At 68.9% G+C, this 23,158-nt stretch carries 19 protein-coding genes; 9 read left to right on the plus strand and 10 right to left on the minus strand.

Translation table 11 applies throughout. The features are described 5' to 3' along the window. Positions 1-106 precede the first annotated feature (106 nt). From G537_RS0133870 to G537_RS0133890, 5 genes are all read right to left on the minus strand, one after another. Positions 107-1,663 carry an ABC transporter substrate-binding protein gene (locus G537_RS0133870; RefSeq protein ID WP_026873807.1) on the minus strand — a complete coding sequence of 519 codons (1,557 nt, stop codon included), beginning with the start codon at positions 1,661-1,663 and terminating at the stop codon, positions 107-109. Positions 1,664-1,692: 29 nt separating this feature from the next. Then, positions 1,693-2,541 (minus strand): hydrolase, encoded by an 849-nt coding sequence (locus tag G537_RS0133875; RefSeq protein WP_026873808.1) that lies wholly within the window; start codon positions 2,539-2,541, stop codon positions 1,693-1,695. 222 nt (positions 2,542-2,763) lie between these two features. After that, the gene (locus G537_RS0133880) at positions 2,764-3,060 is read right to left on the minus strand and encodes a hypothetical protein (protein ID WP_026873809.1); all 297 of its coding nucleotides are present in this window, start codon (positions 3,058-3,060) and stop codon (positions 2,764-2,766) included. Further along, positions 3,045-3,311, minus strand: a complete 267-nt coding sequence (locus G537_RS0133885; protein WP_162146190.1) for a hypothetical protein — start codon at positions 3,309-3,311, stop codon at positions 3,045-3,047. Before G537_RS0133885 ends, G537_RS0133880 begins: the two co-directional genes overlap by 16 nt. A 298-nt stretch (positions 3,312-3,609) precedes the next feature. Then, positions 3,610-3,837, minus strand: coding sequence for a hypothetical protein (locus G537_RS0133890; RefSeq protein WP_155888905.1), 228 nt, complete (start codon positions 3,835-3,837; stop codon positions 3,610-3,612). A 329-nt stretch (positions 3,838-4,166) separates the two neighbouring features. Here G537_RS0133890 and G537_RS0133895 point away from each other — a divergent pair, with 329 nt between their 5' ends. The 6 genes from G537_RS0133895 (at position 4,167) to G537_RS0133920 (ending at position 10,368) form a co-directional block, all read left to right on the plus strand. Beyond that, entirely contained in the window at positions 4,167-5,978 is a 1,812-nt protein-coding gene (locus G537_RS0133895; protein ID WP_026873812.1) for a tetratricopeptide repeat protein, read from the plus strand. 213 nt (positions 5,979-6,191) lie between these two features. Beyond that, entirely contained in the window at positions 6,192-7,007 is an 816-nt protein-coding gene (locus G537_RS0133900) for a DUF2092 domain-containing protein (protein ID WP_211230612.1), read from the plus strand. After that, the gene (locus G537_RS0133905) at positions 7,004-7,300 is read left to right on the plus strand and encodes a hypothetical protein (protein WP_051249473.1); all 297 of its coding nucleotides are present in this window, start codon (positions 7,004-7,006) and stop codon (positions 7,298-7,300) included. The genes G537_RS0133900 and G537_RS0133905 overlap by 4 nt, the downstream gene beginning before the upstream one ends. 170 nt (positions 7,301-7,470) lie before the next feature. Next, on the plus strand, positions 7,471-7,932 hold the full coding sequence (locus tag G537_RS41480; RefSeq protein WP_155888906.1) for a hypothetical protein: 462 nt from the start codon (positions 7,471-7,473) through the stop codon (positions 7,930-7,932). A 145-nt stretch (positions 7,933-8,077) separates the two neighbouring features. Then, on the plus strand, positions 8,078-8,785 hold the full coding sequence (locus G537_RS0133915; RefSeq protein WP_155888907.1) for a hypothetical protein: 708 nt from the start codon (positions 8,078-8,080) through the stop codon (positions 8,783-8,785). Between the two features lie 104 nt (positions 8,786-8,889). After that, positions 8,890-10,368 carry a DUF1254 domain-containing protein gene (locus G537_RS0133920; protein ID WP_026873816.1) on the plus strand — a complete coding sequence of 493 codons (1,479 nt, stop codon included), beginning with the start codon at positions 8,890-8,892 and terminating at the stop codon, positions 10,366-10,368. Positions 10,369-10,675: 307 nt separating this feature from the next. Here G537_RS0133920 and G537_RS0133925 read toward each other — a convergent pair whose 3' ends face one another. Next, positions 10,676-11,434, minus strand: coding sequence for an ROK family protein (locus G537_RS0133925; RefSeq protein ID WP_051249475.1), 759 nt, complete (start codon positions 11,432-11,434; stop codon positions 10,676-10,678). A gap of 226 nt (positions 11,435-11,660) precedes the next feature. Further along, positions 11,661-14,114 (minus strand): glucan 1,4-alpha-glucosidase, encoded by a 2,454-nt coding sequence (locus tag G537_RS41485; protein ID WP_051249476.1) that lies wholly within the window; start codon positions 14,112-14,114, stop codon positions 11,661-11,663. 134 nt (positions 14,115-14,248) lie between these two features. Between G537_RS41485 and gnd the strand changes: the two genes are divergently transcribed. From gnd to G537_RS0133945, 3 genes are read left to right on the plus strand one after another with little or no spacing between them, the layout of a single operon-like run. Then, the gene (gnd, locus tag G537_RS0133935; protein WP_281171522.1) at positions 14,249-15,241 is read left to right on the plus strand and encodes a phosphogluconate dehydrogenase (NAD(+)-dependent, decarboxylating); all 993 of its coding nucleotides are present in this window, start codon (positions 14,249-14,251) and stop codon (positions 15,239-15,241) included. A gap of 3 nt (positions 15,242-15,244) precedes the next feature. Continuing rightward, entirely contained in the window at positions 15,245-16,774 is a 1,530-nt protein-coding gene (gene zwf / locus G537_RS0133940) for a glucose-6-phosphate dehydrogenase (RefSeq protein ID WP_026873819.1), read from the plus strand. Then, positions 16,756-17,625, plus strand: a complete 870-nt coding sequence (locus G537_RS0133945; protein WP_026873820.1) for a Cof-type HAD-IIB family hydrolase — start codon at positions 16,756-16,758, stop codon at positions 17,623-17,625. The genes zwf and G537_RS0133945 overlap by 19 nt, the downstream gene beginning before the upstream one ends. Positions 17,626-17,628: 3 nt before the next feature. Here G537_RS0133945 and G537_RS0133950 read toward each other — a convergent pair whose 3' ends face one another. The 3 genes from G537_RS0133950 to G537_RS0133960 all read right to left on the minus strand — a co-directional run bounded on the left by G537_RS0133950 (position 17,629) and on the right by G537_RS0133960 (position 22,967). Then, a complete protein-coding gene (locus G537_RS0133950; RefSeq protein ID WP_026873821.1) occupies positions 17,629-19,017 on the minus strand; it encodes a M20 family metallopeptidase in 1,389 nt (462 codons plus the stop codon). 90 nt (positions 19,018-19,107) lie between these two features. Further along, complete coding sequence (locus G537_RS0133955; RefSeq protein ID WP_026873822.1) at positions 19,108-20,418, minus strand: O-acetylhomoserine aminocarboxypropyltransferase/cysteine synthase family protein; 1,311 nt, start codon at positions 20,416-20,418, stop codon at positions 19,108-19,110. 221 nt (positions 20,419-20,639) lie between these two features. Then, positions 20,640-22,967, minus strand: a complete 2,328-nt coding sequence (locus G537_RS0133960) for a molybdopterin guanine dinucleotide-containing S/N-oxide reductase (RefSeq protein ID WP_026873823.1) — start codon at positions 22,965-22,967, stop codon at positions 20,640-20,642. Positions 22,968-23,158: the final 191 nt, after the last annotated feature.

The following is a 23,158-nucleotide window of genomic DNA, read 5'->3' on the forward strand; positions in this document are numbered from 1 at the left end:
GCGAGCGCAGCGAAGCAATCCAGGGCTGATTGGCGTGGCCCTGGATTGCTTCGTCGGCTTCGCCTCCTCGCAATGACGATGAAGACGGGCAGCACTGGGGCCTCCCCTACTCCGCCTTCCAGGCGCCCCAGAGCCGCGGCTTGTCGGCCGCCCAGGGGCGATAGCCCTTCAGCTTCGGCCCGACGGCGTCGACCGCCGGGTCGTAGTAGAGGCCGATGATCGGCACCTGCTCCGCCGCCAGCGCGTGCAGCTGCTTCAGCGCGTCCTTGCGCGCCGCGGCATCCTCGGTCTCGACCGACCGCGCCAGCAGTTCCGCCGCCTTCGGGTCGTCCCACTGCTCGGCCGGGTTCTCCGACTTGCGGCCGATCAGGATGCCGTAGAGCAGCGACGGGTCGAGCCGGGCCGAGAAGGCGAAGGACTGCAGCTGGAACTTGCCGGCGATGTAGTTGTCGAGCTGCGTCGCCCAGTCCAGCACCTCCAGCCGCGCGTCGATCCCGGCCGCGGCCAGCATCGCCTGGACCAGTACGGCGTTGTCGTACATGCCGTCGTAGCGCTTGTTGGCCTGGATGGTAATCGGCTGGCCCTTGTAGCCGGCCTCCTGCAGCAGCGATTGCGCCTTGGCCGGATCGTAGGCCGGCCAGTCGAGGAAGCCGTCATCGAAGAAGCTGCTGCTGCGGGCCACGGCCGAGGGGTTGGCCTCCGTCAGGCCATAGGTGCGGGCCTCGGCGATCTGCTTCAGGTCGATCGCATGGGCGATCGCCCGGCGGACGCGCGGATCGGACAGCAGGGGATCGGTGGTCTGGACCAGGATCACCGACCAGCCGAGGCCCTGGGCCGTCTCGACCGTGCCGCCATTGGCCTTGACCTGGTCGATCTTCGCCGGCGCCAGGCTGGGCAGCAGGTCGACCTGGCCCGTGGCCAGCGCCGCCTCCGCCGTCGACGGGTCGGGCACGATCTGGAAGCGGATCGTGTCGGCATGGGCGATGCGGGCGCCGGCATAGCCGCTGCCGGGTTCGGACAGCGGCTTGTAGTCGGCGAAGCGCTGCAGCACCACCGCCTCGCCCCGCTTCCACGAGGCCAGCTTGTAGGGCCCGGTCCCGATCGGCGCGTTCCAGCTGCCGTCCGGGTTCAGGCTGTCCGGGCTGATCGTGCCGCTGGCGAAGCACTGGAAATTGGCCAGCTGCGCCAGGAACAGGGCGTTCGGCGCGGCCAGGCGGAAGCGGATCGTCTGCGGGTCCGGCGTCTCCACCGCCTCGACCTTCAGCCCGCCGGAGCCGTCGAAGAGCGGCCGGCAGGTCCAGCTCTCCGTCGCCCAGCGGCGGTCCCAGCTCCATTTCACCTCGGCCGAGGTGACCGGCTTGCCGTTGTGGAACAGCGCCCCCTGGCGGATCTTGAAGTCGTAGGTCCGGCCGCCGTCCGTGACCGTCCAGGACTCGGCCAAGGCCGGGCCGACGGTCAGGTCCTCGCGATAGCCGACCAGGGATTCGACCACATGCTGCATCACGGTGTCCGTGTTGCCGTCGCGGTTGATGCCGGGATCGGTGCTGCGGATATCCGCGGTCAGCGCCACGGTGATGGTGCCGCCGTCGCGCGGCGCGTCCTGCGCCGCCGCGCCGGCAGCCAGGACCAGGGCGAGCGCGAGCCCGCCGAACATCGCCTTCATCACTGCCCCCTGTTTGTCGTTGTTGACCGTCAGACCTTTTTTCGCCGGGCGAGCACCTCCCCGAAGAAGCTCTTCACCGCGCCCAGCAGCTCGCGGTCGTCATGGCCGATGCCGGGGATGGTGTCCTGCTGTACGGCGACGCCCTGCGCCTCCAGGCTGCGGCGCAGCGACCGCATCCGGTCCTGGCGGTTGCGGCCGGCGAGGTCGGCGCCGGGCATCCACCAGGCGTCGCCCGGCTTGATGGTGATCTCCCAGGTCTCGGTGTCGTCGCCGCCGATCACCATATGCACCGGCACCCGGCGGATGGCGTCGAGGTCGAGCGGCTTGCCGAACACGGCCTCGAAGTTCCGCACCCCGACCCAGAAGTCGTGCTCGAAATCGAGCAGGGTGACGACGCCGGGCGCGCCGATCGAGGCGCCCAGCAGCCGCTCCGGATGCAGGTAGAGGAAGCGGTGGGTGAAGTGTCCACCGCCGGAGAAGCCGTACATCAGCACCCGGTCGCCCTCGATCCGGTACCGGGCTTGGGTCTCGGCGATCATGGCCAGCAGCACGGCGTCGTAATGCAGGTCGCCGGCGCGTAGCAGCTTGTAGCTGGACAGGTCGCCCGGTTCGGTGATGCCGACCGGGAACAGCGGCGCCAGCACGATTACGCCGTGCCGCTCGGCGAAATCGGCGAAGCCGTCGCGGTAGGTCTGCATGCCGCGCTCGGTGCCGTGCACGATCACCGCCAGCGGCCAGCGGTCGGCGCCGTCCTCGTCGTAATCCTCCGGCACATAGGCGCAGTAGCAGAAGCGCTGGTCGAGGCCGCAGGCATAGACCGTGGTCGCCCCGAAATCGCTGGACGTCAGCACCCTGCCATGCCCGTGCGGCCGCGCCATGATGGTCCTCCCAACTCCCTGCTTGCCGAAAGTGAGACATGTTTTTAGGAGCATGAAAAGCACAATCGTCGCGATTCTATCGACGCCGGCGTTCTTTCGTGAGGCAGAAACGCAGACGTCGTTCACGCAGACGCGCGCAGCCGTCCCCATCCTCCCGTATGGGAGGGGAGCAGAAGACCGGCAAAGAGAAACGGAATGGGCTGATGTGACCCGCGGCAGCGCTCAGCTGCTGTCCGGCTTCGGGACCGTGAACGGCGCGAGGCCGTCTTCGGACTCGTCCGGCTGCGCGGGCCAGCCGTCTACGGTGTCGGAATTCACAGCAGTGACGTCCGTGCCCGCGTCGGGCGGACTGCCGGAGGCATTGTCGTTGGCCTGGGCGACATCGTCCCAGCCCGGCGGCAGCCGGCTCGGGTCCAGCCGGCGGCCGAGCCAGCGGCAGACCTCGCGCACGAACTCGCCGGCCGACAGGGTGTCGAGCTGCACGTCCAGCACCTCGTCTTCGGTCAGCCGCTCCCACACCTGCTCCCGCAGGCGTTCGGTCTCCTCGGGATCGACAGCCGGATCGAGCGGGACAGGCGCGACTGCATCAGCGGGAAATCCGGCGGCTCCTGCGGCTCCGCCGGGGTTGCCTGCTGCTGCCGCTCGGTCAGCCGCTTGCTGCGGATGTCGATCTCGACCACCTCGCGCAGCTTGTCCAGCGCCCATCCCGTCCAGTTCAGGTCGGGATCGGTCGGCCGGGCCTCGCCCGCCTCGCCATCGGTCTGCGCCATGTCCATAGAACATATCATGAACATGTGTTCCGAGTTAAGCAAGAGGCGGAATGGGCCTGGTCGGCAGGACGGCAATGGAGATCGTGTCGCCGCATGAGCGGTCGCGTAGATCGGTCTGAAGCACGCCCATCGGCAGACGTCGCGTCGGCGCTCCGAAGCGGACACTACGGGAACCTGTGAGAGCCGCCGCTACATGACCCTGGAAAGCGTCGCCCCCTCTGGGCGATTATCGCACCGTCAGCCTGCCTGGCCTGACAGGCTCCCCCTCCCGGCCATGCCGGGAAACCGAACTGCGTGATCAACCCGCCCTTTTCAACGCCGCCGCGATGTCCGCTTCGAGTTCTTCCACGAGCGTACGGTATTCACGAACCACCTTGTCGTCGACCGGACGTCTGGCGATGAGGGTGTCCAGGGTCTCTACTGCCAATTGGTGGTCTTCGCAGAGCGAGCGAAATGGCTCACTCTGTTCGGCGAGGGAGCCGATCAGATGCGCCAGCTCCGGGAACCGCTCGATGGCCTTCTTCATCGCGTCGGCAGCCCTCTCAAACGGCTGCGAGAACTGACGGCGGCCGTTCACAGCCGAACCGAACGACTACTGTCTCAGTCATAATAGAATAGGATTCGAGCGAGCAGGAGTATTTTACAGTATAAGTCGAGATGTCGCCGCGGGGGAGGCGGTCACATGGCGCAAACGTCAGCCCTTCAACGCTCGAGCGCGACCATCCAAGACCAGCGCAACGAGGCCGAGCGGAGCGTGGTCGCTGAACGTCCGAAGGGATCACGATTCCCGAATGGCCGGCGCACGGCCACTGTCTGCCCCGCCGCCACGGCCGCCGCACTTCGAAATCCGCCGTGATGCCGGACACGACTTCACCTGCCCTGCCAGCCGAGGCGATCCGCGAGGCGCTCGAACGGATTCTCGCCAGCACGGATTTCAGCGTGTCCGAGCGGAATCGCCGCTTTCTCCGGTACGTGGTTGAAGAGACGCTCGCGGGGCGGACCGACCGCATCAAGGGCTACAGCATCGCCGTGGCGGTTTTCGATCGCGATGAGAGCTTCGACCCGCAGGTCGACCCGATTGTCCGGATCGAGGCCGGCCGGCTGCGGCGTTCGCTGGACCACTACTATCTCACCGGCGGCCAGGACGACGCGATCCGCATCACCGTCCCGAAGGGCACCTACGTCCCGACGTTCACCGCCAGGGAAGCGGCGGGGCCGACGATCGCCCCGCTTCCGGACCCACCGCCCCTATTGCCGCCGGACCCGACGGGGCCGGCCAGCCCCGAATCGATTGCCCCGCCCAAGCCCGACCTCCCTGGGAACAGGCTCAGCCGGTTACACCGGTTTCCGCTGAGTGGCATTCTGATCGTGGTCGCGGTCATCGTGCTCGGCGCCGTCTGGCGCCTGGACGCGCTCACACGGCCCAACGCGCAAATCGAGGCGACGATGCGACGTGGTCCGGCGGTGGTGGTGGCCCAGCTCGAGGAACGCGATCCCGACGCCGCCCGCCTCCATCTCGGGGCCGGCCTGACCCACGAAATCATCGCTGCACTGAGCCGCTACAAGTACCTCTTTGTGTTCGGCGCCGACACCAGCCTCGGGCTCGGCCCGGGGAACAGCGCCGACACCCTCGCACGGCAGCTATCGGCCGATTATGTGCTGTCCGGAAGCGTCAGCGCGACGCCGGACCGAATCCGGCTGCTGGTCTCGCTGATCGACGGCGAGACGGGCCGTCATCTCTGGTCGCAATCTTATGAGAGCCCGGTCGTTCCCGCCCGGATCGTCGACATCCAAGCGGAAATCGCGCGCCGTGTCGTCGACAGCGTGGCACAGCCTTATGGCGCCATCTACGGGGACAAGATCACCGGATTGACTGCCAAGCCGCCGGAACAGTTCAGTTCCTATGAATGCGTCCTTCTCTTCTACGCCTATTGGCGCCGGACGGAGAGCGCCCTCTATCCGCCCGTGCGGGATTGCCTGGAGCGAACGATCGTCGACGACCCGGACTATGCCGACGCCTGGGCCGCGCTGGCCCTGGTTTATGCCGATGTGGTGCGTTTCGGCATCCACGCCGATTCGGTTGCCTTCGACCCGCTTGAGCGCGCGTTGGGGCTGGCGCAGCGTGCGGTCGTCTTGGCGCCCGATGCGCCGCTCGGTTACCAAGCACAGCACCTCGTGTTCTGGCTGAGGCATGATGTCGAGCAGAGCTTTGCGGCCGCCCGCGCCGGGTTGGCTCGCAGCCCGAACAATGCGGAGCTCCTGGCCGATCTCGGCGGCCGTTTGTGCCTCGCGGGGCAGTTCGCCGAGGGCTTGCCGCTTCTGACCGAAGCCTTTGCCCGCAATCCGGGCCAGCCCACCATCTACCGCCTCGGCTTCTTCCTGGCGCACTACATGGCCGGACAATACGAGGACGCGCTGACCGAGGCCTTGAAGATCGACCAGCGGCACAATCGGTTCACGCATGTGGCCCATGCGATCGCCTATGCCCAGCTGGGGCGGAAAGAGCAGGCAACCGAGGAGATCGACCTGCTGCTGAAGCTCAACCCCGGTTACGGCGACCGGGTCGTGACCGACCTGCAGGCCCGGAATGTGGCGCCGGAGATCATCCGCGCAGTCGTCGACGGGCTACGCAAGGCCGGGCTCGACGTTCCACAGGCGGGAATTTAGCCGCTTCGCTGGGACTGTATCGGCTACGACAACGGTAAATTACCTGCGGTTACCTGCCCAAGCGCTGCCGCCGTCGGCACTCTCCCGCTGACATTGAGGCGTGCGGTTCGACCCGGGCGATCGTCGGTCCGGATCGATGATCTACGGTCGGGGTTAACCCGGCACCGTGGCCGGCTGCGCCTCATCCGCCCGACGCATCGCTTGGAGGCCAGCATGGACCAAGGGGCCGATACGATGTCTGCCCGCCATCCTCGCAGGCGGCTGCCTGCGCTGGCTGCTGCGGTCCTGACGCTGGCCGTGTCGATCGTGCCGTCCGTCCGGGCACAGGACAATAGCGCCGCGACCATCCTCAAGGCGATGGCCGACTACACGAGAGGCCAGAAGACGCTTTCGCTCACATTCGATGCCGACATCGAGGTGATCACGCCACAGCTCGAGAAAATTCAGTTCACCAGCTCGGGCGAGGTGCTGCTGATCCGTCCGGACAAGCTGCGCATGCGGCGGACGGGTGGCTACGCCGATGTCGAGCAGTCCTTCGACGGCAAGACGCTCACCGTCTACGGCAGGAGCATCAACGCCTTCGCGCAGCTGGACACACCCGGGACGGTCGATCAGCTCATCGACAGATTGCGGACCGAATATTCGATCTCGGCGCCGGGGGCCGATCTCCTGCTCTCGCGCGTCTATGACGAACTGATGGCGGACGTCATCGAGGCGAAGCACATCGGCCAAGGCGTCATCGACGGCATCGAATGCGAGCATCTGGCGTTCCGCAACCAGGACACCGACTGGCAGCTCTGGGTCGAGATTGGCGGGCAGCCGATCCCGCGCAAGCTCGTCATCACCAGCAAGGCGATCGCCGCGGCGCCGCAATACACGCTGCGCATCAAGACGTGGGAGACGGACGTGCCGGCGGAGGCGGAGCAATTCGCGCTCGATCTCCCGCCCAACGCCAGAAAAATCGGCATGGATGCGCTGGAGCATCTCGACGAGGTTCCGCCCGGCGTCGCGACAGGAGGCCGGCCATGACACCTCTCGCGAGGATTCTGGTTCATATGCCGCTTGTGGCGATTGCAGGCGCGGTCGGCCTCCTGTGGAACGGCGAGATCTCGCTGAGCCACGGTCCTGCGCTGATAACCCAGGCCCACGCCCGCATCGGACGCCCGCTGACGCCGCTGAGCTACGCCGGGGTCGCTCGGCGCACGACACGCCGGGCCGTCGCCGTGGGTGCCGCGACGGCCGCGCCCGTCGTGGTCGCCCCTGCACCCGCCTGCGTACAGGTCGTGAACGCCTATGGGCAGATCACCTACAGATGCCCATGAGCGACGGCCGACTTCAGGGTCGGCGACGCGGCGCCACGTTAGTCCAGGTCAGCCTAGCCGGCCCGCTAGATCTACCGGTCCGGCCTGACTCATCTTCCTGCCCATTTTTGCATGGAGCGATTGCCTTGACGAATTCGACATCCCGACAAGCCCCGGCCCGCCCTCGGCGAATGATGCAGTCCGGCGCGTGGCTGGCAGCCGCCGCGATGTTGCTGGCGGCGTGCTCGAACCGGGATTCAGGAGGCGCTCCCGCGTCGATCCAGGGTCGGGCGCCGGATGCCACGGTGGAGATGCATGAGGTCCAGGCCGCGTATATCGGCAGCGGCAGCGGCGGCAGCGGCACCTTGTTCTTCCGCGGCCGAAGCTACCCGTTCAGGGTCGGCGGGGTCGGGATCGGCGGCATCGGCCTGTCGACGGTCGACGCCCACGGCGAGGTCTACAATCTGCAGAGCATGGAGCAGTTTCCAGGGACCTATGCCCAGGGCCGGTACGGTTTCGCCATCGGCACTGCGAGCGGAGGCGATCTCTGGCTGAAGAACGAAGCCGGCGTCGTCATGCACCTGGTCGCCAAGCGGGAGGGCTTGATGCTGAGCCTCGGCGCGGATGCGATCAGGATCTCCATGGATCAGTGACGTCCCGGCGGCTCGCGCAAAGCGAAAGAGGATGCCTGAAATGCCGACGCTCCTTGCCGGTACCGCCCGACGCACATGCGTGATCGGTATGTTGATCGGGGTTCTGTGGGACGCGCCCTCAGGCGGTCCGGCCGCGGCCCAGGACATGGCGGCGTCGTTCGCGAGCGCACCGGACGGGCCGTGGTTCGTCCGGATCACGCCCTATGCCTGGCTGCCCTCGGTCAGCGGCAGCACCCGGGGAGACCATCGCGTCCCGTCGCTGTCGATCGACAAGGATTTCTCCGATATCCTGACCGATCTCGACTTCGCCGCCATGATCGTCGGCACGGTGCGCTACGACCGGGTCGGCCTGCTGGTCGACCTCGACTACGTGTCCCTCAGCGTCGACGGCAACCTGTCCGGTCCGTTCAGGACCAGGTACCACACCAACCTGGAAGCCCTTGTGGCGACGGTCGGCGCCACCGCCCGCGTGGTCGACGAGCCGAAGCTCGGCATCGATCTCCTGGTCGGCGCCCGGATTCTGGGGCTGTGGATCGACGGCAACCTCAAGGGCCAGGGCCCGTTCGGCCGCTCGCGCGGCTTCAGCGACAGCGCCACGATCGTCGACGGCCTCGTCGGCGTCCGCGCCGGTGTCGAGCTCGGCGACGGCTTCTCGCTGATCGGCTACGCCGATATCGGCGCCGGCAACTCCGACCTCACCTGGCAGGTGCTCGGCGCAGTTGAATACTCCTTCAGCAACTCGGTCTCGGGTGCGATCGGGTACCGCTACCTCGGTTACGACTTCGGCGGCCATGCGCCGCTCGATGACCTTGCCCTTTATGGGCCGATCCTCGGCGTCACGATCCGGTTCTGACCGAAGGCTTACCCTCTGCTCGTCGACATTAGCGAAATTTCAGCAATCGAACGATTTGGCCTTCAGGTCAGTACCATCTTCGATATAGATTAGGGAGGTCTGCAATGCAGCTCATCAGGTCATTGGGTCCCGTACTGTCTTTATTCGCCGTTCTGGCGACAGCCGATATTTCATCGGCGCAAGATCAGAACCCTGCACGGCCGATCTCCGAGCAGGAGGCGCATTCCATCGCCGTCGACGCGTACATTTACTTTTACCCCCTCGTGACGATGGATGTGACTCGCAAGCAGCTCACCAACGTCAGGCCGGGCACGGCTGCGATCGGCGGCCCGATCAACACGTTCGACAATATCCCGGCCTTTCCGGCCGCTGATATGAGGGCGGTCGTACGGCCCAACTTCGATACGCTTTATTCTTCCGCCTGGCTCGATCTGACGAAGGAGCCGGTGGTGGTCTCGGCACCGGACACAAACGGACGCTATTACCTGCTGCCGATGCTCGACATGTGGACCGACGTCTTTGCTTCACCCGGTTGGCGCACCACGGGCACGCAGGCCGTCAATTTTCTGGTGACACCGCCCGGCTGGCGGCCCGAACTGCGCGATAAATCCATCGAGGAGCTCGGATTGCCGGAGGGCACGCAGCTCATCGAGGCGCCGACGCCGTATGTCTGGGTCATCGGCCGCACCAAGACCGACGGGCCACCGGACTACGATGCCGTGCACAAGATCCAGGCGGGCTACAAGATCACTCCCCTGTCCGAATGGGGCAAGCCCGCGAAACCCGTCGAGGTTAGTGTCGATCCCGGCGTCGATATGAAGATGCCCCCGAAGGTCCAAGTCGACACCATGCCGGCCGGCCGGTACTTCGTATACGCGGCCGAGCTGCTCAAGCTGCACCCGCCGCACGACACAGACCAGCCGATCATCGCCCAGATGAGCCGCATCGGCATCGAGCCCGGGAAGAGCTTCGACTTCGACAGTCTTTCTCCCACGGTGAAAGCTGCACTCGAGGCGGCGCCGGTGGCGGCGCAGCATCTGATGGCCTGGAAGGTCCCGACCCTTGCCCGGGTCGCGAATAATTGGTCCGTCAACACCGATACAATGGGGGTCTATGGCAACTATTACCTCAAGCGCGCCATCGTCGCGCAGCTGGGCCTGGGGGCCAACCTCCCGGAGGATGCGATCTATCCGCTGAATCTCGCTGACGAAAGCGGAAGGCCGCTCGACGGTGCATATAAGTATACGATCACGTTCGAGAAGGACTCTGCGCCGCCGGTCAACGCATTCTGGTCTATTACGCTCTATGATCGGGAAGGTTTCCAGGTGACGAACAGCCTCGATCGCTTCGCCATCAGCAGCTGGATGCCGTTGAGGACGAGTCCGGATGGATCACTGACCCTCCATATCCAGAACGAGAGCCCCGGCAAGGACAATGAAACCAACTGGCTCCCCGCCCCAAAGGGTCCATTCAACTTGACAATGCGGCTCTACGCCCCGAAATCCGACGCTCTCACTGGCAGGTGGAATCCGCCGCCGGTGATGCGTCTCCAGGAAGGGCCTCCGAATCTGGCCGCCCAATAGAAGACCATCGCCGACTGCAACGTACCAGGACGACCATCCGGTGAAATTCCGTTGTCCATAAACCAGATCGCGAATGGAAGACCGGCCACGGGGGCGATCCAGCCCCCGTGCCATCAGCCGGTTTCAGGCGCGAACGGATCGCCAGAATCGCCCGCTCCAGAGAAGCTTGAGAGGGCTCCTTACGTCAGCAACGGGGACGAAGCGCCCGTTCGTCAGCCCGAGCCGTTTTCGCAGCGGATCGACCGCAATCAAAGCACCGCGTTCGCCACAGGCTCAACGCAGCCGAACCATCCCCGGCCCGGAGACCTTACGCCCGCGCCGCCGCGCGCCGGACCGGCGGCTTGCGCCACAGCCCGGCGCCGCCTTCCAGCCCGGCCTCGTTCGAGGCGATGGTCACGCCCTCCGGCAGGGTGAAGTCGATGTGCTTGGCGTTGCCGCCGCCGATATGCACCCGGTCCGGATGCAGCAGCACTTCGAGCACCTCCAGCATCCGCTTCACGCGCTTGTTCCAGCGCTTCCTGCCGACCTTCTGGAAGGCGGCGTTGCCGAGATACTCGTCATAGGTCTTGCCCTTGGCGAGCGGGTGGTGCGCCAGCTCCAGATGCGGCGCCAGCTCGCCGTCGCGGAACAGGGCGGTGCCGACCCCGGTGCCGAGGGTGACGACCAGCTCGATGCCCCGGCCGGCGATCAGGGCCATCCCCTGCATCTCGGCGTCGTTGATCATCCGCACCGGGGCGCCGCCCAGCCGCTTCGACAAGGCCGGGGCCAAAGCGAAGCCGGCCCAGTCCCCGGTGCCGAGATTGGGGGCGGTGAGCACGCGGCCGTTCCGGACCACGCCGGGAAAGCCGACGGCGATGCGGTCGAAGGCCGGCAGCGGCTGCACCAGCGCCGCGATCGTGTCGAGGAACAGCTTCGGCGGGCAGGGATGCGGCGTCGGCACGCGCTGCCGGTCCGACCGCATCCGCCCGCGGTCGTCGATCACGGCGGCCTTGAGCCCCGTGCCTCCCACATCGATAGCCAGGATGCCGGGCTTCACGCGTTCCTCCTTGAGGGTTTCGTTCAGCATGCTGGCCGGGTTTCGGCAGCGTCAAGCAGAGCCGCCGTGGCCGCAGAGCTGCGAATCCGAAGCTCAGAGACCAGAGCGTTCTTCCCATTTCTGTCATTGCCCGCTTGACCGGGCAATCCAGGGGCCTTCGAGAGCCGCTCTGGCGGCCCCTGGATCCTCGGGTCAAGCCCGAGGATGACAGCTTTCTTTCACATCACCACCGCGTAGAAGCACTATATGTCGCCTGTTACATGAGTTCATCGCCCTGACCATGACCGGCCGGGACGCTCGCCCCGCCGTCGACCAGAACGGCGAAATCGGCGCCCTCCCACCGGTCGGCGTCTCGCCACAGGAAGGTGAAGCGGATCCGCGTGCCGGGCTGGGCCGCGGCGGTCGGCAGGTCGAGGACATGCAGGCCGAAGGGGTTCTCCACCGTGGTGTCGTCCCGCACCGTCGCCCAGTCGTCCAGGCTCCAGTGGATCGTCGCGGCGGCCGGAAGCTCGAGGCGCAGGATCTTGCCGGCCGGCAGGGTGCGCCGCTTCTGGTTGAAGCGCCAGCACCGGACCGGCGAGGTGACCTTGTCGACCTGGTAGCGCTGCACCGGCTGCGGCGGCAGGTCGAACACCCGGCCGTCGCGCAGCGACCGCAGCAGCTTGATGTGCTCGGCATGGGCCCAGACCAGCGGCATGGCGCTGCCCGAGGGCCGGCCGCGGAACAGCTCGCGCTCCGGGATGTCCTCGGCGTCCCACACCTGTTCCGGCAGCAGCCCGCCCTCCCCGGCCGATCGCTCCAGCGTCGCCAGCAACGCCTCGGCCGCTTCCGCGCGCCCGGCCGCCAGCTCGTAATGCGCCCGCTCGCCGATCAGGAGCGGCCAGGCCCGGCCGATGCCGGTGCCGTCGAAGGGCGCGCCGTCCTGGTGCTCGCCATAGCCGTCGTCGTTGTAGCGGTACCAGACCGGACCCTGCGGCAGCTCCGCCTTCAGCACCGCGTCGATGGCGCGGACCGTGTCGACGATGCGCGGGTCGTCCGGCGCCCGCAGGCCGAAGCGCACCAGGGCCAGGGCGTCGGGGCTGATCAGCAGCGCGGCCTTGCGCGCATCGTCGCCCGGCGGCCGGTTCTTCACCGGCACATAGCCGTCGAGCGGCGAGGCCGCGTCCGCCGCATCGGCCGGGGCGATGCGGACGTAGTAGCCTCTGAGGCCGAGCCGGCTGCAGATTGCGGTGCCTTCGGCGAAGGTCCAGCGCTCGACCTCGTCGTTCCACATGTCCGCGGTCTGGCGCAGCCAGCGTGCCTCCTCCGCCCGGCCGGACAGGTCGAGGATGTCGGCCGCGGCCAGCAGAGCCGCGATCTCCACTGCCAGGGTAAAGGGCGAATATCCGGCGTCTTCCTCCCACCGGTCCTGACCGGTCACCGGGCCGTTGCGCAGGATGAAGCCGGCGGCGCGCCGCACCATCGGCACGAAGCGGGCCAGCTCGTCCCCGGCCAGGTCTCCCTCCCGCCGCAGCATGTCGGCGAGGAGGATCGGGAAGGCGCATTCGTCCATCTGCACCCCGTTCCAATAGGGGGTGCCGTCGAGCCAGACATTCTGCGACCAGTGGCCGTCGGCCTCCTGGATCGCCTGGAGATAGCCGAGGATCGCCTTGGCCTCGGCCGCCGCCCCTGCGGCGAGGAAGCCGCCGGCGGTCTCGACCAGGTCGCGCGGCCAGACCAGGTGATAGCCGCCGAGATCCTCGTCGCCCTTGGCGAAGCCCCAAGGGATCGACAGCGAGGCGATGACGGCGCCGGGGAACTCGACGGTCTGGTGGCTGGCCAGCACCGCCGTGCTGGTGCGGTAGGCGGCGGTCTCGGAACCGGCGGTGCCGTCGAGCGGCAGCAGCCCGGACTGCCAGCGCCGCCAGCCTTCGACATAGAGGTCGCGCGCGGCCGCGAAGCCGGATTGCAGCCCGGCCAAGGCGTGGTGCGCCGCCTCCTCCGGCCGCTCGCCGAAGCCGAGCGCCAGCAGGAAGCGGCCCTCGGGCGCGGCGGCCAGGTCGATCTCCCCGGCCAGGGCGACATTGCCGTTCTCGGCCCGGCGCCAGGCCGGGTTCAGCGCGCCGGTCCGCGACAGCGTCTGCCAGCCGTCCGAGGTGCCGACATAGCCGACCGAACGGGCGCGCCAGGGCACCGAGGCGGCCAGCGCCAGCGAGACGCCATCGGTGCCGCGGGCGAACAGCATCGGCGCGCCCTTGTAGTCGTCGACCCAGCCGGTGTTGTCGGCGCCGGCATTGACCAGATGCGGTGCCAGCAGGGCGAACAGCCGGTGGTCCGCCGGCTCGCCCTCATGCAAGGTGAAGACGATCTCCTGCAGCAGCACCGGGCCGAGCGGGTTGGCCAGCACCGACTTCTCGATCCGCCAGCGGCCGTCCAGCGCTGTGTTGACCAGCCGGAAGGCCGGCACGCCGGCCTCGAGCATTCGCGTCTCCGACCGGGCGTCGCGCTTCTCCTCGGCGAAATACCCGCCCGGGCCGGTGACGATCAGCCCGAGATCGCGGACGCAGGCGGTGTCGATTCGCGGAAAGTAGATCTCGTTCAGGATGCCGTGGCTGAGGGTGAACCACACGCGGCTGGTGCCGGACAGGGCGGTGCCGACGCCCGACTTGGCGCTGGAGGTCCACCGCGCCGGCCCGCCGGGCGCGCCCGGCGGCTGATCGAACCGATCCATTGCGTGTCCTGCCCTCCACACCCGATCGACGCAGGTCTGGTCTTTCGGACTCCCCACCGGCGCGATGCGGGCGCACCATCGGGGTCACGATAGGGTGATAGGGTACCATCGACGCACCGGACCGAAACGAGAGGATCGACGGAATGCAGCTCGGGGTGATCGGACTCGGCCGCATGGGCGGCAACATCGCGCGGCGGCTGATGCGCGCGGGCCACGACTGCGTGGTCTACGACCGCAGCGCCGAGGCCATCAAGGCGCTGGCCGGCGAAGGCGCCACGCCGGCGGCTGATCTGCAGGCCCTGGTGGCGGCGCTGACGCCGCCGCGCGCGGTCTGGGTCATGCTGCCGGCCGGGGCGCCGACCGAGGACACGGTGACGGCGCTGGCGGGCCTGCTGAGCCCCGGCGACATCGTCATCGACGGCGGCAACAGCTTCTACAAGGACGACATCCGCCGCGCCGCGGCGCTGGAGCCGAAGGACCTGCATTATGTCGATGTCGGCACCTCCGGCGGCGTCTGGGGGCTGGAGCGCGGCTACTGCATGATGATCGGCGGCACCAAGGCCGCGGTCGAGCATCTCGACCCGATCTTCGCCGCGCTGGCCCCCGGCCTGGGCACGGTGGAGCGCACGCCGGGCCGCGAGGGCCGCGACCCGCGGGCCGAGCGCGGCTACATCCATGCCGGGCCGGCCGGCGCCGGGCACTTCGTCAAGATGGTGCACAACGGCATCGAATACGGGCTGATGCAGGCCTATGCCGAGGGCTTCGACATCCTGAAGAACAAGGCGTCGAAGGAGCTGCCGGAGGCCGAGCGCTACGAGCTGGACCTGGCCGACATCGCCGAGGTGTGGCGGCGCGGCAGCGTCGTCTCCTCCTGGCTGCTCGACCTCAGCGCCATGGCGCTGGCCGAGAACGAGGATCTGTCGGAGTACACCGGCGTCGTCGCCGATTCCGGCGAGGGCCGCTGGACCGTGATGGCGGCGCTGGAGGAGGCGGTGCCCGCCGATGTGCTGTCGACCGCGCTCTATGTCCGCTTCCGCTCGCGCCAGGAGCACACCTTCGGCGAGAAGCTGCTGTCGGCGATGCGCAACAAATTCGGGGGCCATGTCGAACGGCCGGCGGGCGGCTGATCCATGGCCGCGCTGATCTCGCCCTCCCCCGCGGCGCCGGCCGGCACCCCGCCGGCGCCGCCCTGCAGCTTCGTGATCTTCGGCGCCTCGGGCGACCTGACCGGCCGACTGCTGACCCCCGCCCTGTACCATCTGATGCGCGAGAGGCTGCTGGATCCCGGCTTCGAGATCCTCGGCGTCGACCGGGTCGAGCATGACGATGCGAGCTTCCGCAAGGTGTTGGGCGAGGCCCTGCACACGCTGGGGGCCCGGAACGGCATCGACGAGGCCGCCTGGGACCGCCTGGCCGCCGGCATCCGGTACCTGCAGGGCGACTTCGCCGACCCCGAGACCTACCGCCGCCTGGCCGGACACCTGGCGCAGCGGGCCGAGGCCGGCGGCCAGGCCAACGCCGTGTTCTACCTGGCGGTGGCGCCGCGCTTCTTCGCGCCGATCGCGGCCGCCCTGTCGTCGGCCGGCCTCCTGACCGAGAACGACAAAGGCTTCCGCCGCCTGGTGGTGGAGAAGCCCTTCGGCACCGATCTGGCCTCAGCCCGCGAGCTGAACGCCAGGCTGCTGGCGGCGGCGTCGGAGACGCAGATCTACCGGATCGACCACTATCTCGGGAAGGAGACGGTCCAGAACATCATGGCCTTCCGGTTCGGCAACGGCATCTTCGAGCCGCTCTGGAACCGCGACCACATCGAGCATGTGCAGATCACCGCGGCCGAGACGGTGGGGGTGGAGCGGCGGGGCCGCTTCTACGACGCCACCGGGGCGCTGCGCGACATGGTGCCGAACCACCTGTTCCAGCTGCTGGCGATGACCGCGATGGAGGCGCCGAACTCCTTCGCCGCCGACGCGGTGCGCACCGAGAAGACCAAGGTGATCGAGGCGCTGCACGACCTGTCGCCCGAAGAGGTGCCGCGGATGGTGGTGCGCGGCCAGTACGACGCCGGCACTGTGTTGGGCAAGCCGCGCGCCGCCTACCGGCAGGAGCCGGACGTGGCGCCGGACAGCCGGACCGAGACCTATGTCGCGCTGAAGGCGACGATCGACAACTGGCGCTGGTCCGGCGTGCCCTTCTACCTGCGCACCGGCAAGTCGCTGGCGGTGCGGCGGACCGAGATCGCGATCCAGTTCAAGCGGGCGCCTGCGGTGCTGTTCCGCGAGGCGGTCGACGGGCCGACGCCGAACCTGCTGGTGATCCGGATCCAGCCGGACGAGGGCATCTCGCTGCGCTTCGCCGCCAAGGTGCCGGGGCGGGAGATGCGGCTCGGCCATGTCGAGATGGATTTCCGCTACGCCGAGTATTTCCAGGCGGAGCCGCAGACCGGATACGAGACGCTGATCTATGACTGCCTGACCGGCGACCCGACGCTGTTCCAGCGCGCCGACAACATCGAGACCGGCTGGGCCGAGGTGCAGCCGATCCTCGACCACTGGGCGGCGCATCCGGAGGCGCCGCAGCTCTACGCCGCCGGCAGCGACGGGCCGGCCTGCGCCGACGAACTGCTCGCACGGGATGGATACAAATGGCTGCCCCTGACCTGACCCCCGCCCCGGAGACGGCGAAGCCGGCGCCGGCCGGGCGCATCGCCCTGATGGTCTCCGACGTCGACGGCACGCTGGTCGATCCGGACAAGGCGCTGGCCCCGGCGACGGTCGCCGCGGTGCGGCGGCTGCGCGAGGCCGGCATCGGCTTCGCCGCCGTGTCCAGCCGGCCACCGCGCGGCATGGCGATGCTGATCGAACCGCTCGGCCTCGCCCTGCCGCTCGGCGCCTTCAACGGCGGCACCATCTTCCGGCCGGACATGACCGTGCTCTCGGCCCTGGCGGTGCCGGAGGCGGCGGCGCGGACCACGGTGGAGACGCTGCGCCGCTTCGGCGCCGACATCTGGGTGTTCGCCGACAACCAATGGCTGACGAGCAATCCGGACGGCCCCTATGTCGGACGCGAGCGGCACACGGTGCAGTTCGACCCGACCATCGTCCCCGATGTCGAGCCCTATCTGGCGCGGGCCGGCAAGATCGTCGGCTCCTCGGCGGATTTCGACAGGCTGGCCCGCTGCGAGGCGGAGCTGCAGGGCCTGCTGGCCGGCACCGCCACCGCCCGCCGGTCGCAGCGCTACTATCTCGACATCACCCATCCGGAGGCCGACAAGGGCCATGCCGTGGCGCAGATCGCCGCCGCGGCCGGGGTGGCGCTGGCCGAGGTGGCGGTGATCGGCGACATGGCCAATGACGTGCCGATGTTCCGCCGGGCCGGGCTGTCGATCGCCATGGGCAACGCCATCGACGAGGTCAAGGCGCTGGCCCATTTCGCCGCGACCAGCAACGCCGAGGACGGCTTCGCCAGGGCGGTGGAGGAGTATGTGCTGCCAAGGGCGGCACGGGGCAGATAGGGCTCAGCCCTTCGGAGCGCCCGCCTCGCCCAGGTCCCAGAACAGCCCGGTCATGATCTGCAGCCCCTCGCGCGCGACCGGGGCCAGGAGATGCTCGTCCGGGCCGTGCTGGCGGCAGCCGCCATAGGAGTGCGGCACCCAGATCGTGGCCAGGCCCAGCGTGCCGGCGAAGACCTCGTTCGGCAGCGACCCGCCGACATTGGGCAGCACCATCGGCGCCGCCCCCGTGGTCGCGGCGATCGAGCCGGCGGCCCAGCGCGCCCAGGGGGCGTCGGGGTCGAGCCGCGTCGCCAGCATCGGCGTGCCCGAGACGCCGACCTCGATGCCGCGGAAGCCCTGCGCCTCAAGATGGGCGCTGACGGCGCCGGGCAGGTCCGAGACGTCGGTGCCGACGACGAAGCGCAGCTGGCAATGCACCCGGGCCGAGGGCGGGATCGCGTTCTGCGGCGCCTCCGGCGTGCCGGCGGTGAAGGCCAGGACCTCCAGCGCGTTCCAGCCGAACACCCGCTCGGCCGGGCTCAGCCCCGGCTCGCCCCAGCCTTCCGCCAGCGGCTGACCTTCGGCGTCGCGGGCGATGGCGACGTCGGACAACGCGCGGCGGACCGAGTCCGGGATCGGCGGCGGCCGCAGCCCGGGCACCCGGATGGCGCCGCGGGCGTCGACCAGCGCCGCGACGGCATTGGCCAGGATCGTGGCGGGGTTGGGCAGGAGGCCGCCCCAGTTGCCGGAATGGTGGCTGCCCTCGCGCAGGCTCAGCCGCAGGTCGAAATTGATCACGCCGCGGGTGCCGAGCGCGATCATGGGCCGGGCGGGATCGAGCCGCGGCCCGTCCGACGCGATCAGCACGTCGGCCGCCAGCAGGTCGCGATGCGCGGCGCAGATCTCGTCCAGCCCGGGCGAGCCGATCTCCTCGCTGGTCTCGACCAGGAAGGCCATGTTGAAGCCGAGCCGGCCGCTGCGCGCCTGCAGCACCTGCTCGACCGCGGCGATGTTGATCGAGTGCTGGCCCTTGTTGTCGGCGGTGCCGCGGCCGTACCAGCGGTCGCCCTCGACCGTGATCCGCCAGGGGTCGAGCCCGGCCCGCCAGCGCTCGGGCGCGCCCAGCACCACGTCGCCATGGCCGTAGCACAGCACGCCGGGCAGGCCCTCGCCCTCCTGCCGCCGGGCGATCAGCGCCGGGGCGTCGGGCGCGGCCGGGTTCGGCACCAGATGCAGCGTGAAGCCCAGCCGGGCCAAGCTCGGCCCGATCTCGCGCTGCAGATAGTCCAGAAGCGGCCCGCGGTCGGCCGCCTGGCTCTCGGTGCGGAAGCCGATCCGGCGGTCGAGATCGGCCCGGAAGCCGCCCTCGTCGAAATAGCGCCTGGCCCCGGCGATCGCGGCGTCGCGTGACATCCCCTGCCCTCCGATGACGGCCGGGCGGTCGGGGCCCGGCGGTCCATTGGTCGCAAATGAGCGACGGATCGCCAAGCCCCCGCGGCGCTGCTACGCCGCTTCGGCCAGCCGGGCGGCGGCTAGGCCGCGTTCGAGGTCGGCGAGGATGTCGTCGATGTGCTCGATCCCGACCGACAGGCGGACATAGCCTTCGGTCACGCCGCTCGCCCGCTGCTCCTCCGCCGTCAGCTGGGAATGGGTGGTCGAGGCCGGGTGGATCGCCAGGCTGCGGGCGTCGCCGATATTGGCGACGTGGTACAGGAGCCGCAGCCCGTCGATGAAGCGCCGACCGGCCGCGGCGCCGCCCGCCAGCTCGAAGCCGACCAGCCCGCCATAGCCGCCCTTCAGGTATTCCTCCGCGCGTTCCCGCGCGACGCCGGTCTGCAGCGAGGGGTGGATGACACGCGTCACCTCCTTGCGTTGGGCCAGGAAGGCGGCGACCGCGCTGGCGTTGCGGGAATGCCGCTCGATCCGCAGCGGCAGCGTCTCCAGCCCCTGCAGGATCTGGAAGGCGTTGAAGGGCGACAGCGAGGCGCCGAGGTCGCGCTGCAGCGTGGTGCGCGCCTTGACGATGTAGGCGACGGGGCCGAGCGGCTTCGTCGCCTCGACCCAGACCGCACCGTGATAGCTCGGGTCCGGGGTGTTCAGCGCCGGCTGCCGCTCGGGATGCGCCGCCCAGTCGAAATTGCCGCCGTCGACGATCAGTCCGCCGATCGAGGTGCCGTGGCCGCCGATGTATTTGGTGGTGGAGTACACGATGACGGCGGCGCCGTGGTCGAAGGGCCGCAGCAGGACCGGCGCCGCGGTGTTGTCGACGATCAGCGGGATGCCGAATTCCCGCCCGATGGCGGCGACCTCGGCGATCGGGAACACCGTCAGCTTCGGGTTCGGCAGGCTTTCGGCATAGAAGGCGCGGGTACGGCCGTCGACGGCGCGGCGGAAGGTCTCCGGATCGGCCGGGTCGACGAAACGGACCTCGATGCCCTGGTCCTTGAGGCGGTTGGCGAACAGATTCCAGGTGCCGCCATAGAGGTCGGTCGAGCTGACGATGTTGTCGCCGGCCCGGGCCAGGTTCTGCACCGCGAAGGCCGAAGCCGCCTGGCCGGACCCGACGGCGAGCGCGCCGGCGCCGCCCTCCAGCGCCGCGATGCGCTGCTCCAGCACATCGACGGTCGGGTTGCCGATGCGGCTGTAGATGTTGCCCAGCTCCTCCAGCGCGAACAGCTTCCGCGCGTGTTCGGTGTCCTGGAACTGGAAGGATGTCGATTGGTAGATCGGCACCGCCACGGCGCCGGTCGCCGGATCGGCCCGCCAGCCGGCATGGAGGGCCAGGGTTTCAGGGCGAAGCGCCGGTTCGGACATGGTTCTCTCTCAGGAAGCGGCAGCGGCGTCAGGAGGGAGATTAACATGGAAGCCGTGAGGCTCAATTCTCAAATATCTCTTTATTATGTTAATAACAGAAAAACACAGATATAAATGCGCAAAATGTCATGCCCGGGCTTGACCCGGGCATCCAGAGGTCTCGACAGTCTCTGGATTGCCGGGTCAAGCCCGGCAATGACAAAGGGGAGAGCTGGCCTCCCCTACTCCGCCGCCTGCGCCGTGGGGTCGAGGATCTCCGGCGGGTCGAAGGCGGTGACGCGTGGCGCCGGGCCCTCGAGCTTCGCCACCTCGACCAGGCAGGTGTGGGCGCTGGGCCCCTGCCCCAGCCGCGAGGTGCCCTTGTCGCGGGTCAGCACGTTCGGGTTGCCGTGCTTGCACATCGCGCCGACCTGGCCCGGCACCTCCGGGTCGTACCAGGCGCCGGTGGCGAGCTGGATGACGCCGGGCATCACCCGGTCGGTCACCAGCGCGCCGGCGAGGCAGGCGCCGCGGTCGTTGAACAGCCGCACCACGTCGCCGTCCTTGATGCCGCGGGCGGCGGCATCGGCCGGATGGATCCAGACCGGCTCGCGGTCGGCCACCTTCTCGCTGCGGCTGGTGACGCCGGCGTCGAGCTGGCTGTGCAGCCGGGTCTTCGGCTGGTTCGAGATCAGGTGCAGCGGGAAGCGCCCGGTCTCCGGCGAGCCGAGCCATTCCGCCGGTTCGAACCACACCGGATGGCCCGGGCAGTCGTCATAGCCGAAGCCGGCGATGCGCTCGGAGAAGATCTCGATCCGGCCGCTCGGCGTCGGCAGCTTGTTGGCCACCGGGTCGGCACGGAACGCCTCCAGCAGGATCTTCGGCTTCGACGACAGCGGCAGCTCGACATGGCCGCGCTCCCAGAACTCCTGGAAGCCGGGCAGCTCGATCCCCGCCTCGGCGGCGGTGCGCCGGTCGTTCTCGTAGAAGTGCTGGACCCAGCCCATCTCGTCGCGGCCCTCGGTGAACGCCTCACGGGCGCCGGCCCGGTCCGACAGCTCGGTCAGGATGTCGAAGTCGCTGCGCGCCTGCCCGACCGGCGGGATCGCCTGCGGCATGGCCAGGATGTAGGGGTCGCGCGCGGCGCCGCCGATGTCGTTGCGCTCGAAGCTCGTCGTGGCCGGCAGCACGATGTCGGCGCGGCGGGCGACCGGGGTCCACCACGGCTCCTGCACGATCACCGTCTCCGGCTTCGCCCAGGCGCGCAGCAGGCGGTTCAGATCCTGGTGGTGGTGGAACGGGTTGCCGCCGGCCCAGTAGACCAGCCGGATGTCGGGATAGGTGATCCTGTGGCCGTTGTAGTCGTCCTCCTCCCCCGGCCGCAGCAGCAGGTCGGAGATGCGGGCGACCGGGATGTAGCGGCCGGTCGGGTTCGGGCCGGGCAGGATCCGGGCGCGGCTGCGGCCGTCGCTGGCGGAGCCGACATTGGCCTCGGCGCCGTAGCCGTAGCCGATACCGCCGCCGGGCAGGCCGATCTGGCCCAGCATCGCCGCCAGCACCGTGCCCATCCAGTAGGGCTGCTCGCCATGGTCGGAGCGCTGCAGCGACCAGCTGAGGCTGATCATGGTGCGCTGCGACGCCATGCGCCGCGCCAGGCCGCGGATGGTGTCGGCGGAGAGGCCGGAGATCGCGGCCGCCCAGTCGGCGTCCTTGGCCGTGCCGTCGGCCTGGCCCATGAGATAGGGCAGGAAGCGGTCGAAGCCGCTGGTGTAGCGGTCGATGAAGCCGCGGTCGTACAGCCCCTCGGCCACCAGCGTGTGCGCCAAGCCCAGCATGATCGCGGCGTCGGTGTTCGGCCGCGGCGCCAGCCATTCGGCCCCCGCCTCCTCCGCCATGTCGTCGCGCACCGGGCCGATATAGACGAACTGCACCCCGGCCTCGCGGGCGCGGCGGTTCCAGTCGCGCTGCGTGTGCTTGCCGGTGCCGCCCGAGGCGATCTGGCTGTTGCGCGGCGGCATGCCGCCGAAGGCCACGACCAGGCGTCCATCGGAAGCGATGCTGCGCCAGTCCGTAGTCTCGACCAGGATCCGGTTGAAGTCGCCGATGATGTGCGGCATCAGCGGCAGGGCGGTGCCGAAGCTGTAGTTGTTGACCGAGGCGGTGTAGCCGCCGGTCGATCCCAGCATGCGGCGCAGCAGCGTCGGGGCGTTGTGCAGCCGGCCGGCGCTGCCCCAGCCGTAGCTGCCGCCATAGATGGCTTCGGGGCCGTGCTGGCTGCGCACCCGCTCCAGCTCCTCCGCCACCAGGGCCAGCGCCGTCTCCCACGACACCGGCACGAAGGCGTCGGCGCCGCGGCGGCTGCCGTCGCTCCTGTGCCGGTCGGCCAGCCAGCCGGCCCGGACCATCGGCTGCGGGATGCGCAGGGGCCCGTGCACCATGCCGGGCAGCGAGTTGATGATCGGCGACGGGTCGATGTCGCTGGCATAGGGCTGGATGCCGACCATCTTGTCGCCTTCGACGACGGCCATGACGGCGCCGTAATGGCTGGAGGACGGGCTCAGACGCGGCACGGCACTTCTCCCTGGTCGGTCACGGCAGTGGGCCCCAGATGGTCGCAGCCGGAAGCCCGGCGTCAACCAGATTTCCGGCATGGCCGCTGCCAGTTTATGGCTCCCCGGCGGCCCCGGATCCAATTTGCTTTAAACCCAAGGAATGACTCGCCAAGCGCGACGGGGTGTGACTTGATTCTACGGCGTGAAGC

Origin of the sequence: Inquilinus limosus DSM 16000 (genome assembly GCF_000423185.1) — a bacterium.
GTDB lineage: Bacteria > Pseudomonadota > Alphaproteobacteria > DSM-16000 > Inquilinaceae > Inquilinus > Inquilinus limosus.

Coding starts and splice junctions, on each gene's coding strand:
- G537_RS41480 (WP_155888906.1), top strand. CDS start 7,471: ATGATGCAGTCCGGCGCGTGGCTGGCAGCCGCCGCGATGTTGCTGGCG.
- G537_RS0133875 (WP_026873808.1), bottom strand. CDS start 2,541: ATGGCGCGGCCGCACGGGCATGGCAGGGTGCTGACGTCCAGCGATTTC.
- G537_RS0133955 (WP_026873822.1), bottom strand. CDS start 20,418: ATGTCCGAACCGGCGCTTCGCCCTGAAACCCTGGCCCTCCATGCCGGC.
- G537_RS0133905 (WP_051249473.1), top strand. CDS start 7,004: ATGACACCTCTCGCGAGGATTCTGGTTCATATGCCGCTTGTGGCGATT.
- G537_RS0133870 (WP_026873807.1), bottom strand. CDS start 1,663: ATGAAGGCGATGTTCGGCGGGCTCGCGCTCGCCCTGGTCCTGGCTGCC.
- G537_RS0133920 (WP_026873816.1), top strand. CDS start 8,890: ATGCAGCTCATCAGGTCATTGGGTCCCGTACTGTCTTTATTCGCCGTT.
- G537_RS0133915 (WP_155888907.1), top strand. CDS start 8,078: ATGGCGGCGTCGTTCGCGAGCGCACCGGACGGGCCGTGGTTCGTCCGG.
- G537_RS0133890 (WP_155888905.1), bottom strand. CDS start 3,837: ATGAAGAAGGCCATCGAGCGGTTCCCGGAGCTGGCGCATCTGATCGGC.
- G537_RS41485 (WP_051249476.1), bottom strand. CDS start 14,114: ATGGATCGGTTCGATCAGCCGCCGGGCGCGCCCGGCGGGCCGGCGCGG.
- G537_RS0133895 (WP_026873812.1), top strand. CDS start 4,167: ATGCCGGACACGACTTCACCTGCCCTGCCAGCCGAGGCGATCCGCGAG.
- G537_RS0133945 (WP_026873820.1), top strand. CDS start 16,756: ATGGCTGCCCCTGACCTGACCCCCGCCCCGGAGACGGCGAAGCCGGCG.
- G537_RS0133885 (WP_162146190.1), bottom strand. CDS start 3,311: ATGGCGCAGACCGATGGCGAGGCGGGCGAGGCCCGGCCGACCGATCCC.
- G537_RS0133900 (WP_211230612.1), top strand. CDS start 6,192: ATGGACCAAGGGGCCGATACGATGTCTGCCCGCCATCCTCGCAGGCGG.
- zwf (WP_026873819.1), top strand. CDS start 15,245: ATGGCCGCGCTGATCTCGCCCTCCCCCGCGGCGCCGGCCGGCACCCCG.
- G537_RS0133925 (WP_051249475.1), bottom strand. CDS start 11,434: ATGCTGAACGAAACCCTCAAGGAGGAACGCGTGAAGCCCGGCATCCTG.
- G537_RS0133950 (WP_026873821.1), bottom strand. CDS start 19,017: ATGTCACGCGACGCCGCGATCGCCGGGGCCAGGCGCTATTTCGACGAG.